This window comes from Orbus hercynius (genome assembly GCF_003634275.1).
In the GTDB taxonomy this organism is placed as follows: domain Bacteria; phylum Pseudomonadota; class Gammaproteobacteria; order Enterobacterales; family Orbaceae; genus Orbus; species Orbus hercynius.
Window position 1 is genome coordinate 1,173,575 of sequence record NZ_RBWY01000001.1, and the last position, 14,210, is coordinate 1,187,784.

A 14,210-nucleotide genomic window follows, 5' to 3' on the forward strand; every position below is an offset into this window, starting at 1 on the left:
GTAAAATGAGTACAAACTAATGTTACATTGGCTGCGTCATTAATCCTACCGATTTCACCCCAGCTGTTTTTAACAAATTGAGTGCATTAATAATTTCTTCATAAGGCACCGTTTTAGCCCCCCCTACAAGAAATACTGCTTTATCGTTCATGGCTAATTGTTGCTTCACATTAGCAACCACTTGATCTTTTAGCAAGCCAGTCTGTCTGTCTTGATCAATTATCAAGGTATAAACACCAACATCCGAAACCTCGATAATCGTTGGTTTACTATCGGATGAAGCTACAGTTTGTGAATCAGTAGCTTGTGGTAAATCAACTTCGACACTTTGACTAATGATCGGCGCTGTTGCCATAAAAATCAATACTAACACCAATAATACATCTAATAAAGGCACAATATTAATTTCAGATTTCGTAGAATAACGCGTTTTACGACTCATAGACATTATTTCCTAACTGCAACAGCTTGACGTTGTAAAATAGCCGAGAACTCGTCGATAAAATTTAAAAAGTTTTGTTCAATACGAGTCACTTGTAATGTTAAGCGATTAAATGCCATAACAGCTGGAATCGCCGCAAAAAGACCGATGGCTGTTGCGATTAATGCTTCGGCAATACCCGGCGCAACCATTTGTAATGTTGCTTGTTTTACTGCACCTAATGCAATAAAGGCATGCATAATACCCCATACTGTCCCGAATAAACCAATATAAGGACTAATTGAACCTACAGTGCCCAAGAATGGAATGTTTTGTTCTAATGAATCAAGTTCGCGATTCATTGACAAGCGCATTGCGCGAGAGGCACCATCAAGTGCCGCTTCTGGCATATTAGGATTTATTTGAAACAAACGAGAAAACTCTTTAAAACCTGCATAAAAGATATGTTCAGTGCCGGTTATATTGTCTTTGTTTTTTTGCGTTTCATTATAAAGTGAATTCAGTTCATCTGCCGACCAGAACTTTTCGTCAAAATGTGTGATTTGCTTTTTCGCTTTATTCAAAATGCGACTACGCTGGAATATGACAGCCCAAGACATCACTGAAAAACCGAGTAATAATAACATTATACATTGAACTAACAGACTTGCTCCAAAAAACAAATCAACAATATTCATATTTTCCACTTATAAAACTCCGAAATAAAAAACGCTGGGAATACACAAGGTTTCTTTTTATTAAGATCCACACAAGCAATGACAACTTCGGCTTCGCTATATAAACGCCCACTTTGATCAATAATTTTTTGTTTAAACAATAAAGATGCGCGCTTGATGTTATCAATTTGACTACAGACAATGAGTAAATCATCTAAACGAGCCGGATATACATAGTCGATACTCATTTTTTTTACAACAAATGCTATATTATGCTGCGAAAGTAGGGATTGCTGACTAATACCAAGCTGTCTAAGTATTTCAGTCCTTGCACGTTCATAGAATGCTAAATAACGCGCATGATAAACAACCCCGCCCGCATCTGTATCTTCATAATAGACTCTAATTGGCCAATCAAAATTCTGCATAAAAAATACTCCTTCCCGCATTGTATTATATACCAATTAGCTTGTAATGAAATAATAGGTTATACAACACAATTTGATAGTTATCAATCCAAAATAAAAATGTAATAACATTATTGTGACTAATTGATACGATATTTCTTATTCAATTGATCGCTTCTGCTTATGATATAACAGCACGCAAATAAAAACAATTATCATTATCACAAAGCCTATTTTGCCATTATTTATAATAAATATGCAAATGAGCTAAAACGGCTTTATTACAATTCGTTGAAATTGAAGATGGAATTCGGTACAAATAAAACAATCCAAGCATAATTAAATCCTATGATGCAATTAGAAGCCGCATCGATAGGATATTCAAAAAACAGCTAACACAACATAAATGATTTATTATCGAATGACTAATACTGCTGTTTTAGCATGTCGTACAACACCTGAGGCGTTTGAACCAAGTAAATGGGTTGAAATATTTGGCCGACGAGAACCAAGAATAATTAAATCAGGTTGTAACTCATTGGCCATCGTGAGTATTTCATCCCTAGGATTACCAAAAGCAATCGCATAAGATAAATTTTCTTTAGGTAAATCAATCGATTGAATTAATTCAATTAACCATTTTTCGGCTTGAACAGTTGCCTTATCTTTAAATTCATCGAAACCAAATGAATAAGCATTAACAATTGCAGATGCAACAGGTAATGAATGAAAAAACTTAACTTTAGCATTCGCTAATTTAGCCAAATACTCAACATGCGGAAGTACTTTTTTAGTCAGATCCTTTTCAACAATATCTACTGGAACTAAAATAGATTGATACATAGCACTCCTCCATCTTCGATTATTAAATAGATATGATTAGTATATCGCCGACATTACAAGCTTATCAATAAGCAAGCCATGATAAATCTTAATTTAGTCCTCACCGTAACCTAAGCTACGTAGTGCTCGCTCATCATCAGCCCAACCAGCTTTAACTTTAACCCAGAGTTCTAAATGAACCTTAGTCTGAAAAAATTCCTGCATATCTTTACGAGCTTCAATACCAATTTGCTTAATTTTCTCGCCCTTATTACCAATCACCATTTTCTTTTGACCATCACGTTCAACAAGAATTAAACCATTAATACGATACATCCCCGTTTTTTCATCAACTTTGAATTGCTCTATTTCAACGGTGACTGAATAAGGTAATTCATCGCCTAAAAAACGCATCAATTTTTCACGAATTATTTCTGATGCCATAAAACGCTGTGAACGATCAGTGATGTAATCTTCAGGAAAATGATGTTGGCCTTCAGGTAAATTATGCTTAACAAGTGATCTAATAATATCAATACCTTCGCCTTTTTCAGCACTAATTGGAATAACATCCTTAAAATTAACTTTCTGGCTTATGAGTTGAATATGTGGCAATAGTTTTGATTTATCTTGTACATTATCAATTTTATTGATGACCAATATTACTGGGCATTTAACATCTTGTAATTTATTCACGACCATTTCATCATCATCGGTCCAATGTGTTCCTTCAACGACAAATAAGATTAATTCGACATGCCCAATTGAGCTACTTGCTGCTCGGTTCATTAATCGATTAATTGCACGTTTCTCTTCAATATGAAGCCCTGGCGTATCAATATAAATAATTTGATCATTATCTTGTGTATCTATTCCTAAGATACGATGACGCGTAGTTTGTGCTTTGCGAGAGGTAATTGAAACTTTCTGACCTAATAACTCATTGAGTAGCGTCGATTTACCCACATTGGGACGTCCAACAATAGCGACAAAACCGCAATGTGGTATATTGTCATTATCTATACTTTGATCCATCATTTGATACCTAAATTATCTATTGCAGTTTGAGCGGCTGCTTGTTCTGCTTTACGTCGATTAACCCCTCGACCCATATATCGATTATCATCATTGTCGAGTTTGCATTGAATAACAAATTCTTGCTCATGATCACTGCCAATAACTTCAACAATTAAATAAACTGGACGTGCTTGATGAATACCTTGCAAATACTCTTGCAAACGCGTTTTAGCATCCTTTTGTTTTATCCCTGGTTCAATCGTTTTTAAACGAGATTGATACCATGTTAAGATGAGTTGTTTAATCGTATTAATACAGCTGTCTAAATAAATTGCCCCAATAATCGCCTCAAGCGCATCTGATATGATAGAATCCCGTCGATGCCCACCACTTTTAAGCTCACCTTGCCCTAAAATTAAGCAATCACCAATACCGAAGTCTTGGCCTATAACAGCAAGCATCTCACCACAAACAAGTGTTGAACGCATCTGGCTAAGATCCCCCTCGTCAACAAAAGGGAATTGATTAAATAAAGCTTCGGCAATGACAAAACTTAAAATAGAGTCACCAAGATACTCTAATCGCTCATTGTGTGACTTATCGGCACTACGATGTGTCAGTGCTTTTGATAAGAGATTAATATCATTAAACCTATAACCAATTGATTGTTGTAATTTTTCCAAACGTTGTTCATTTGCTTTCATTACTTCTCGACTCATAATTATTTCTACAACACAAAGTATTTTTCCTTATACCCATTATTTTTATAAAAAATAGCGCCAAAAACGGCGCTTATAAAGGGCATACAATTTATTAAATAAATTATTCCCAATTAGTGAACACTACCAATTCGGTTAAAACGAATGCTACTTGGCCACTCATTTGGCTGCTTTTCAAAACTCATCCAAATTGCAGAAACCTTACCAACAAAATTTTTCTCAGGGACAAATCCCCAAAAACGGCTATCATCACTATTATCACGATTATCACCCATCATAAAATAGTAGCCATGAGGCACAATCCATTCACCCAGTTTTTGTCCAGACTGTTTATAAAAATCGTTTAAATCATGAATCTGCATAGGTAATAGCAAAATATCATGAGTTTGTTCACCAAGTGTTTCATTTCTTTTATTTAAAGAAAAGGCTAGTTGAGAGTTATTTTTTGGCAAATTTAATCCACTGTACTGTTGTTCAGTATAAAAATTAGTACCAGCCTGACTGAGCACTTCAACCCATTCACTTGGCGTAACATCGGTATATTTAAGGTTTAACGGCTGCGATTGTTGCCCCTTACACATCGTATCTTGAGTTTCGCAAGCAGGATAAATAAACAGTTCTTTAGTGTCGGGTTGATACACTATTTTATCACCCGGTACACCAACTACACGTTTGACAAAATCAATGCTTGTATTGAGTGGGTTTTTAAATACCGCAATATCACCACGCTTAGGATGACCTGTTGGAATCACTGTAGCGTTAGTAATCGGATCTTTTATACCGTAGGCATATTTTTGAACTGCAATAAAATCACCAACGAGTAAAGTCGGCATCATTGAACCTGATGGTATTTGAAATGGCTCAACAATAAACGAGCGGATAACAAAAACAACAAATAAAACCGGGAAGAAAGACGCTAATGAATCAACCCATTTTTTAGGACTACCGACTTCGGCTAAAATTTTGCCATCAATTTTACCATCAGTCTGTTTTCTCACATCTTCAACTTTGCGTTGTCTTGCAGGTTTCCATTTAAACTTCTCTAAAAACCATAAAATTCCGGTAAAAAAAGTTGCCAATGTTAAGATAATAGCAAACATTCCAGCCATTGTACTTCCTCGTTTTAATTAATTACTCTTTACCTACATGTAAAATAGCTAGAAACGCTTCTTGTGGCAATTCAACATTACCAACTTGTTTCATCCGTTTTTTACCTTCTTTTTGCTTCTGTAGCAATTTTTTCTTACGACTAACATCGCCACCATAGCATTTTGCTAATACGTTTTTCCTTAACTGTTTAACAGTTGAACGAGCAATAATATGATTTCCAATCGCAGCTTGTATAGCGATATCAAATTGCTGACGAGGAATAAACTCTTTCATTTTCTCAACTAATTCTCGTCCACGATATTGCGCGCTTGAGCGATGAATAATTAAAGCTAACGCATCAACGCGTTCAGCGTTAATTAATACATCGACACGGACCATATCTGACGCTTGAAAGTGCTTAAAGCTATAATCCAAAGAAGCGTAACCTTTAGAGGTTGACTTTAATTTATCGAAAAAGTCTAACACCACTTCTGCCATTGGAATCTCATACGTTAATGCAACTTGATTACCATGATAAACCATATTAGTCTGTGCACCGCGTTTCTCAACGCAAAGCGTGATAACATTACCTAGGTATGTTTGTGGCACTAAAATATGACATTCAGCTATTGGCTCTCTTAACTCGGCAATATTATTGATCGCAGGTAGTTTCGATGGGCTATCAATATACAGTGTTTCGTTTGAGGTAGTTAATACTTCATAAACAACTGTCGGCGCGGTTGTAATAAGATCAAGATCGTACTCTCGTTCTAAACGCTCTTGAATGATCTCCATATGCAGCAGCCCCAAGAAACCACAACGGAAACCAAATCCTAGCGCGCTTGAGCTTTCTGGCTCATAAAACAAGGAGGCATCATTCAAGCTCAACTTACCTAATGCATCACGAAAAGCTTCATAATCATCAGAACTTGTTGGGAATAATCCCGCATAAACCTGTGGTTTAACACGTTTAAAACCTGGCAACGCTTTTTCAGCTGGATTACGAGAAAGTGTTAATGTATCACCAACCGGGGCGCCCAGAATATCTTTTATTGCACACACTACCCAGCCAACTTCACCACATGCTAGGATCTCTTTATCAATTTGTTTCGGCGTAAAAATCCCTAAACGATCGACATTATAAGTCATACCTGTACTCATGACTTTAATTTTATCGCCTTTACGCAACTGACCGTTTTTGACCCGAATTAATGAAACAACACCTAAGTAATTATCAAACCAAGAGTCGATAATTAACGCTTGTAACGCAGCAGAACTATCTCCTTCTGGCGCGGGAATATCTCGAACTAATCGTTCAAGTACATCAACCACACCAACACCCGTTTTCGCAGAACAGCGCACAGCATCTGATGCATCAATGCCGACAATGTCTTCGATCTCTTGTGCGACGCGCTCGGGCTCAGCAGCTGGTAAATCAATTTTATTAAGTATTGGCACAACTTCTAAATTCATATCGATTGCAGTATAGCAATTGGCAAGTGTTTGCGCCTCTACCCCTTGCCCTGCATCGACTACTAATAATGCCCCTTCACACGCTGCAAGTGAACGTGAAACTTCGTACGAGAAGTCAACATGACCTGGCGTATCGATAAAATTAAGTTGATAAGTTTGACCGTCTTTTGCATGATAATCTAACGTCACGCTTTGCGCTTTAATAGTTATGCCCCTTTCACGTTCAAGATCCATTGAATCAAGAACTTGAGCTTCCATTTCGCGATCGGATAATCCGCCACAAATTTGGATAATTCGATCGGATAACGTTGATTTGCCATGATCAATATGGGCAATAATTGAAAAATTTCGGATATTTTTATTCATATCAATTATTTTGTTAATCTTTGTCAGTTAATAGATGCTTTAAATTAGCCAAGCATTCTACACATTAATCGGACTTAAGCATAGCATTACATGAGCCATTTTTATTATGCTCATTTACTTTTTATACTGTGAGCAATCCGTTCTATTGTTTCAAGTGGTATATTACCGATAATAACCACGTTTTTATTATCGATATTAGCAGAGTAAACGGTTCTGTCACTTTGTATTGAGGCAATCGCTTTTTTATCTAACGAAGCGGGCGCAGAAACATTGACGCTAAATGAAAATATTCCATCTGAAAAAAGCCGAGTATCTATCGTTGATTTCTCATAGTTGATGTTATATGAAGCACTTTCTTCAAAGCCTGCTGGTAACCATTTAACCGACCAACTATCTAATGCACTTTCCTCTTTATCAAGTGGAAAGAAAATTGGATAGTTACGCTGCTCGATATCCTTTTTAAAGGCTGTTTTATCAAAAGCAAAATTAATATCGAGCACTTTCATTTGTTTAATTATCTTTGAATTAAAATCCAATAAATCAATACGAAGTGGTAAATGACTCTTATCATCTATCCAAATTACATAATTATATCGATCTTTGTCTTTAGGAATGATACGGATAAGCTGACAATCCTCATCCGCTGTTCTGGCTTTACCTAATAAAATAAAATCATAGTATTTACTTAATTTTTTGAAATCATTATAAATAACATCCGGAAAAGCTTCTAAAATACGGCTTGCCGGAAACGAGAAAGAGACACTTTCCGGCTGAAAATAACTGACTGTATTATTATGTAAAATAATCTCTTTTGCTGCACCTTCTAAATAAAGCAATTGGGCATAATTCTGCTTATTTGCAGTCATATAGGTATACTGAAATGTCGTAGCATAATCATTATTATCTCCCAGTACAAAATAGATCTGATAGTCAGTATTTAATACTGCATGTTGCATATTATTTAAAATAGCAATAACCGAATCATCGGTTAACGCCGCATTAGTAACAGGCACTTTATCCTTGGTTGTAGCGAAAACAGAACAACATAAGAATAAAGACAAAATCGTTAAAATAATCTTAAGTTGCTTTGTACATAAATTGACTAGCGCCATTTTAAATAAATTCATAATCATTTAATTGATCATTATTGAACGTTCAAACGTTTTTGTAATTCATAATCTTGTACAAGTAAACGTATTTTATTGTACTGTTGCTGATCAACTTGTTCTGATGTTGATTGATCATTATTTGCATGACTTGGCATCCCGCCAACAGGTGCAACACTCACTCCAACAGGCATTGTATTTAATACCGAAATGTCATTCGATGAATCCTGTTGATATTGCACTCCTGCTATAATAGCTAAAGTGACACAAGCCGCTAATCCAACTTGACTAAGTTTACCAACAACATCTTTAATTTTAATCCAAAGAAGATTATTTTGTCTTGCTGGTTCAAACACAGCAATATGAGCTTGGTCATAGAGATCATCTAATGCAATTGCATCAGCAATTTTATCTACAATATTCAGTGTCAAAACGCCATCATTTAACTTATTTTGCATCACATCTCGGACAATATGATAACGCTGCCAGCACTGCTGTAAGTCCTGATCTTGTGCTACAGCATCAACAAACTCTACATCATATTGTTCACCGTCAATAAATGATGAAAGTTGTTCTTTTTGCTCTCTTAACATAATTTGCCTTTTAATCATATTGGTTAAAATGTCTGCTTACCCTAGCCTAATAACGGTTTTAACTTCTCATCAATCACTTCACGGGCTCTAAATATACGCGAACGAACCGTGCCAATTGGTGTACTCATTATTTCAGCGATTTCCTCATAACTCAAACCATCGATTTCTCGTAGTGTAATTGCCGTTTTTAAATCTTCCGGCAACGATTCGATAGCGGTAAAGACAACGCGTTTTATTTCATCTGATAATATTAAGCTCTCTGGATTATCAATATCCCTTAACAAATCAGAACCTTCATAAGCTTCAGCTTCTGAAGCATCAATATCTGAAGATGGTGGTCTTCTACCTTGTGCAATCAAATAGTTTTTCGCGGTATTGACTGCAATTCGATACAACCAAGTATAAAATACACTTTCACCTTTAAAAGAGCTTAACGAACGATACGCTTTAATAAAAGTCTCTTGTACAACGTCGGGGATCTCTGACGATGATACATAACGAGATACTAAATGCGCCAACCTATTTTGATAACGTGTTACCAATAAGTTGAATGCATTTTTATTGCCTGCAAGCACTCGGTCAACCAATACTTGATCGGTTACTTGTTCTCCCATTTAAGGCCATTCCTCATCTGTTATCCCCTATGACCCAAAATGTGCATACGGTATATTAGAGTTCATAAAATCAAAAAAGTTCCCAACATTTTAATAGAATTATAATAAAGAGATCTATTAAAAATATTTTTTATTTTCCACTGCCGGTGTATCAGTGCCATAATAATTATTCTATGACTCATTACATAGATATTTTATTATAATATTCAGCTCGTTTTAGTTAGTTGTGCGAAGATATATTGAAAGGTGCGATCTTCCTCTCACCATTCTCATCATAAAAAATTTGATAAAATTGAGGAAGATTAAAATTGACCGATAAACTTGTTGCAAAAGTAAAGCGATCGTCAGATAAAGCATAGAAGCTATTTACATCACGAATCATATTTTGCACATTACCATTGCAATTACGATAAATTTCAGCTTGATTATTTTCATTTAAAATATACAGATCAAACCCAGATAGTTTATTTTCAAAGAAAAATTGAATAATACCTTCACATGCAAAGCTATCAATCTCTTTCGGTAATTCATTACTGGTATTCCATACGTTTAACGCGCTGCCATGAATTTTGTGATTTGATAACGCGCCATAAAAATCGACCGTATTATCAAATTGATGCGCGGAGACACCAAATCGCTCAAAAAAAAGATACCACGATGAACCATTTATGCGTAGTGGCATAAACTGCTTAACGTTATTTAAGCTTGTTGTTAATCGTAAATCAATACAACGATCCATGAGTTTTTGCATTTGTTGTAAGATCTCATTTTGTAAGTATTTACTGTAACAAAATATTTTAATAGGGCTGGGTAAATCGGCATCTTTGTGCATACGATTCAATAATGTTTTCGTTGCATCTAATACGCATGATGGTCCTTCAAAATTTAAAACTCTAATTTCATTCCAAGAATTACGATACAATAAATTAATTGATTGGACCAAACTCAGCTCTTTTTCGCCATAATTAAATACATTAACATCAAAGATTTGATGATATGAATTAAGAATGTCAAGATCTGCACTCACTTCATCTTTCAAATTAACCATAATCGCAAGTTGCCTAATTTCACATGGCCCTGATAAGGCTTCTTCTGTCGCAGTTGGAACACTAATTGGAAAGTAAGATTGTAAGTCAGCCACAAGTTGACGTAGTTTTGTTGCGTCGTGATCAAGACCATCACGATAAAAAAAATGTGTTTTTGCAGAAATAAGATGATTAAAATAACACCAAGCAACGAGTTTGACTAACGAATGACTATATTCTAAATACTGATGACCAATGATGGAATCTAACGTTGGCTTCTGCTTATACACATACCAGCCGATACGATTAACCCGATCATTTTTGACATAAATAAACGTCAAGTTATCTTCAGCTAAGTCTCCTGGAATATTAGGATTAATCACCGTGACTTTTCCGGGCAAAACTTCATACGCCGCATATAATTTGCGAGTTAATATCGCTAAATCCTGCGGACTCATTAAGGAATCAAGATTATTGCGGCGACCGAAATTCAATAAATTACGATAGCCAGCCATCATAGTCTGTAATAATAACTCATTGACATCTCTAACTTTTTCAATTTTCCACATTTCACAGCGATCGAGTGCTTTAATATAACTATCATTCCATCCCCAACTATTGACTAATTCCATTAATAATAAGCGGCGCCAAGAGGAAGAGTCTACCGGTTGCGATAGTTTTTCATTAACCTTTAAATAAAAACATTCTCGCACTAAATCCAACCTGACAGTATCGCCAATTTCGATTAAATAACGTGTGACTTTCTCCAACATCATATAATAGGAATCGAGGTAGCTAAAACGCATATCATAGTGTTGAATTGAGGATTTAACTTGATAAGCAACAACTTGATTATCTGGATACTCCCAAGAATATGCTTCAAGAAGCAGATTTTTCAATACCGACTTAAATGGCGAATCAATACTTTTATAAAGTTGCCATAAACTGGCGCCAAAATACTCTTGGGCAGATAAATTTATCAGCGAACCGAAATCAATCCATTGTGAACGCTGTATCGCTTTAGCTTCAACTAAAGCAGAAATGCACTCATCATATGAAGTATATTGTTTACCATTAATAATGAAATTAGAAGGAATCGCATACCAAAGTAGTAATTTTCCCGCCAGATGATTAGCACTGCGATAAAATTCCTCGAGCAATAACATATGTTGGGCTGAACCACAATTCTCGCCCATTAAACACTCGTGATGTTTATCTTTAAAACGATCTGCATCAACAATAAACAGCGTTAGTCTTACGCCTTTGCTTAGCGCCCATGCCTCAATTAAATGACATTTTTGAGCCAAAAACAACCGCTCATCAGCCGTTAAACTGTGTTCAACGCACACCCAAATATCTAAGTCTGAATGAATTGACTGTCCCAATGTACAGGTGCTACCCATGGAATAAAGTGCAGAAATTTTACATACAGACTCGTCTAATACTTCGGGTACATAGCCAAAGTCATGAGTCACTTTTTCAAGTATATCATCACAAGGATGATAAAAGGTAATGCCCTGCGGAACACACCGATCGGTATAGCCGGGTAATTTGGGGTGATGATAATGGAATAAAATAGGCAACAGCAAAAACACGTCCTGAAATGATTCAGGCATAGCATCAAGCGCTCGCTTTTTTTTAACAACTGCGAGCATATCTAAAGTGTTCTTTATTTGGTTAAGATAATCTAGCATAATGCATCTAAGAATTAAAAATACGACTAAGTGCATATTTTTATAATATTATCGCAATCTAGCATGTTATTTTATTGGCGTAAAGATATTTGCCAAACCAATTAAATTTAACGGAAACATCTTAAGATAAAACACGAAAAATGATTACAACAGCGCAGATCTTTAATCAGATTAAAAATCAAATAAAATCAGACGATTTTTCACATAAAGCAGCGGTATTTATTCCCCTTATCAGAGATGAGTATGATCGATTAAATATACTGTTTGAAGTTAGAGCCGCAACACTCAGATGGCAACCTGGCGATATCTGTTTACCAGGTGGTAAAATGGAAGCTCGGGATCATTCGGCAATAGACACTGCGATACGAGAAATGATTGAAGAGTTGGGACTCCCTGCTGAAAAAATTAAAATCTATGGTCAACTCCCGGCTTTTATCTCAGCCGTTGGCTTTGAAATCTACCCGGTTGTTGGTGAGCTCACCTGCCAACAATTTAGGCTGAATAAAGATGAAGTTGCTCAAACCTTTACAGTCCCTCTTGAGTGGTTTATCAAAAATCCACCACGTAAAACGGCTATGGAGGTTGCTCATAAACCAGCAACCGACTTCCCGTTTGAACTACTGCCTAACCAAGCGAAAGACTGGCAAAAACGTTCACAACATGATATTTATGTTTATCATTATCAAAACTTCGTCATTTGGGGTTTAACGGCACACATTATTCAGCTATTTTTACACACAATAAATAGTTAAAGGAAAGACAATGTCAAAAAATATTGATGTAAATGAAATTGAAAAATTCTCTCAGCTTGCAAAGGAGTGGTGGGATCCAAACGGTAAATGTAAACCACTACATATAATCAATCCCCTACGGCTTGATTATATTGAACAACACTGCGACGAGAATTTAGTTGGTAAAAATTTGCTTGATGTTGGATGTGGTGGTGGTATTTTGTCGGAAAGCTTAGCGAGGCTAAATGCAAATGTAACCGGCCTTGATTTAGCACAAGCATCACTTGAGGTGGCAAAAAAACACGCGCAGCAAAATGGTTTAAACATCAATTATATTCAATCAACAATTGAAGATTATGCCAGTCAATCGCCAATACAATATGATATTATCACGTGTATGGAACTATTAGAGCACGTCCCTGAACCAGAGTCTGTCATCCATGCCTGCGCAAAATTATTAAAACCTGGTGGAAAGTTATTTTTATCCACCATCAATCGTAATCATAAAGCTAAACTATTGCTGATTTATGGCGCTGAATATATTGCAAGATTAGTGCCAAAAGGCACACACGATTTTAATCGCTTTATCCGACCATCAGAATTAATGGATTTTGTCGAACAAGCTGGTTTACGTACTCAAGATGTAATCGGTATGGAATATCATTTGTTGAAAAATAAATTTAAATTAGGTAACAATATCGACGTTAACTATATTTTAATGGCAACAAAAATAAGTGAATAAACACTTTTACTCATGTTAAATTACTTAATGTATGGTCTATTTTAGCTGTTTGATCGCACAAAAAATAACACGCGAAGAAAAACTATTATCTTGAGTTAAGCTCATGTTACAATGCATAATTAATTTATTTATGAAAGAAGTCAATAACGTTTAGGAGTAATATCAATGGCAAGTCGGGGAATAAACAAAGTTATTTTAGTCGGTAATTTAGGGCAAGATCCTGAAGTCCGTTATTTACCTAATGGTGGCGCTGTTGCTAACATCAGTATAGCTACTTCCGAAACGTGGAAAGATAAACAAACCGGTGAGCAAAAAGATCGAACTGAGTGGCATCGTGTCGTCATTTTTGGCAAACTTGCTGAAATTGCTGGTGAATATCTTAAAAAAGGATCGCAGGTTTATATCGAAGGACAACTACAAACACGTAAATGGCAAGATCAATCTGGTCAAGACAAATATACAACAGAAGTTGTTGTTAATATTGGTGGCACATTACAGATTCTTGGTGGCCGCAATAATAGCGCTGATGATGCACCACAACAAAATTGGGGGCAAAGCAGCAATAATAAATCATCTGCGCCGGCAGCACGACAAGCGCCAGCACAACAGCCACAAATGAATAATGAACCACCGATGGATTTTGATGATGATATACCGTTCTAATGCTATTGATTCGGATTGATAAGAAAAAAAGCCTGTAAAAACACAGGTTTT

Annotated in this window: 15 protein-coding genes; 3 read left to right on the forward strand and 12 right to left on the reverse strand. The window is 35.9% G+C overall.

From position 1 onward, the window contains the following. Positions 1 to 22 precede the first annotated feature (22 nt). The 12 genes from tolR to DES39_RS05420 form a co-directional block, all read right to left on the reverse strand. The gene (gene tolR, locus DES39_RS05365) at positions 23 to 448 is read right to left on the reverse strand and encodes a colicin uptake protein TolR (RefSeq protein WP_121144700.1); all 426 of its coding nucleotides are present in this window, start codon (positions 446 to 448) and stop codon (positions 23 to 25) included. Then, positions 448 to 1,119 carry a protein TolQ gene (gene tolQ / locus DES39_RS05370; RefSeq protein ID WP_147405423.1) on the reverse strand — a complete coding sequence of 224 codons (672 nt, stop codon included), beginning with the start codon at positions 1,117 to 1,119 and terminating at the stop codon, positions 448 to 450. Before tolQ ends, tolR begins: the two co-directional genes overlap by 1 nt. Beyond that, complete coding sequence (gene ybgC, locus DES39_RS05375; RefSeq protein ID WP_121144702.1) at positions 1,116 to 1,526, reverse strand: tol-pal system-associated acyl-CoA thioesterase; 411 nt, start codon at positions 1,524 to 1,526, stop codon at positions 1,116 to 1,118. The genes tolQ and ybgC overlap by 4 nt, the downstream gene beginning before the upstream one ends. Positions 1,527 to 1,919: 393 nt before the next feature. Continuing rightward, positions 1,920 to 2,348 (reverse strand): universal stress protein, encoded by a 429-nt coding sequence (locus DES39_RS05380; RefSeq protein WP_121144703.1) that lies wholly within the window; start codon positions 2,346 to 2,348, stop codon positions 1,920 to 1,922. 93 nt (positions 2,349 to 2,441) lie between these two features. Further along, positions 2,442 to 3,362, reverse strand: a complete 921-nt coding sequence (gene era, locus DES39_RS05385) for a GTPase Era (protein ID WP_121144704.1) — start codon at positions 3,360 to 3,362, stop codon at positions 2,442 to 2,444. Continuing rightward, a complete protein-coding gene (gene rnc, locus DES39_RS05390) occupies positions 3,362 to 4,063 on the reverse strand; it encodes a ribonuclease III (RefSeq protein WP_211324624.1) in 702 nt (233 codons plus the stop codon). Before rnc ends, era begins: the two co-directional genes overlap by 1 nt. 113 nt (positions 4,064 to 4,176) lie before the next feature. Then, on the reverse strand, positions 4,177 to 5,172 hold the full coding sequence (gene lepB, locus DES39_RS05395) for a signal peptidase I (RefSeq protein WP_121144706.1): 996 nt from the start codon (positions 5,170 to 5,172) through the stop codon (positions 4,177 to 4,179). A gap of 22 nt (positions 5,173 to 5,194) precedes the next feature. Next, positions 5,195 to 6,991 (reverse strand): translation elongation factor 4, encoded by a 1,797-nt coding sequence (gene lepA / locus DES39_RS05400; RefSeq protein ID WP_121144707.1) that lies wholly within the window; start codon positions 6,989 to 6,991, stop codon positions 5,195 to 5,197. A gap of 110 nt (positions 6,992 to 7,101) precedes the next feature. Further along, entirely contained in the window at positions 7,102 to 8,118 is a 1,017-nt protein-coding gene (locus tag DES39_RS05405; RefSeq protein WP_170143346.1) for a MucB/RseB C-terminal domain-containing protein, read from the reverse strand. A 17-nt stretch (positions 8,119 to 8,135) separates the two neighbouring features. After that, a complete protein-coding gene (locus tag DES39_RS05410) occupies positions 8,136 to 8,690 on the reverse strand; it encodes an RseA family anti-sigma factor (RefSeq protein ID WP_170143347.1) in 555 nt (184 codons plus the stop codon). 41 nt (positions 8,691 to 8,731) lie between these two features. Then, positions 8,732 to 9,304, reverse strand: a complete 573-nt coding sequence (rpoE, locus tag DES39_RS05415; protein ID WP_121144710.1) for an RNA polymerase sigma factor RpoE — start codon at positions 9,302 to 9,304, stop codon at positions 8,732 to 8,734. 220 nt (positions 9,305 to 9,524) lie between these two features. Further along, positions 9,525 to 12,023: a class I adenylate cyclase gene (locus tag DES39_RS05420; protein ID WP_170143348.1), complete on the reverse strand. Its 2,499-nt coding sequence runs from the start codon at positions 12,021 to 12,023 to the stop codon at positions 9,525 to 9,527. Positions 12,024 to 12,163: 140 nt separating this feature from the next. Between DES39_RS05420 and DES39_RS05425 the strand changes: the two genes are divergently transcribed. The 3 genes from DES39_RS05425 to DES39_RS05435 all read left to right on the forward strand — a co-directional run bounded on the left by DES39_RS05425 (position 12,164) and on the right by DES39_RS05435 (position 14,159). Then, the gene (locus DES39_RS05425; RefSeq protein WP_121144712.1) at positions 12,164 to 12,775 is read left to right on the forward strand and encodes an NUDIX hydrolase; all 612 of its coding nucleotides are present in this window, start codon (positions 12,164 to 12,166) and stop codon (positions 12,773 to 12,775) included. A 10-nt stretch (positions 12,776 to 12,785) separates the two neighbouring features. Then, entirely contained in the window at positions 12,786 to 13,496 is a 711-nt protein-coding gene (gene ubiG / locus DES39_RS05430) for a bifunctional 2-polyprenyl-6-hydroxyphenol methylase/3-demethylubiquinol 3-O-methyltransferase UbiG (RefSeq protein ID WP_121144713.1), read from the forward strand. Between the two features lie 165 nt (positions 13,497 to 13,661). Continuing rightward, positions 13,662 to 14,159 carry a single-stranded DNA-binding protein gene (locus tag DES39_RS05435; RefSeq protein WP_121144714.1) on the forward strand — a complete coding sequence of 166 codons (498 nt, stop codon included), beginning with the start codon at positions 13,662 to 13,664 and terminating at the stop codon, positions 14,157 to 14,159. The last annotated feature ends 51 nt before the right edge of the window (positions 14,160 to 14,210 follow it).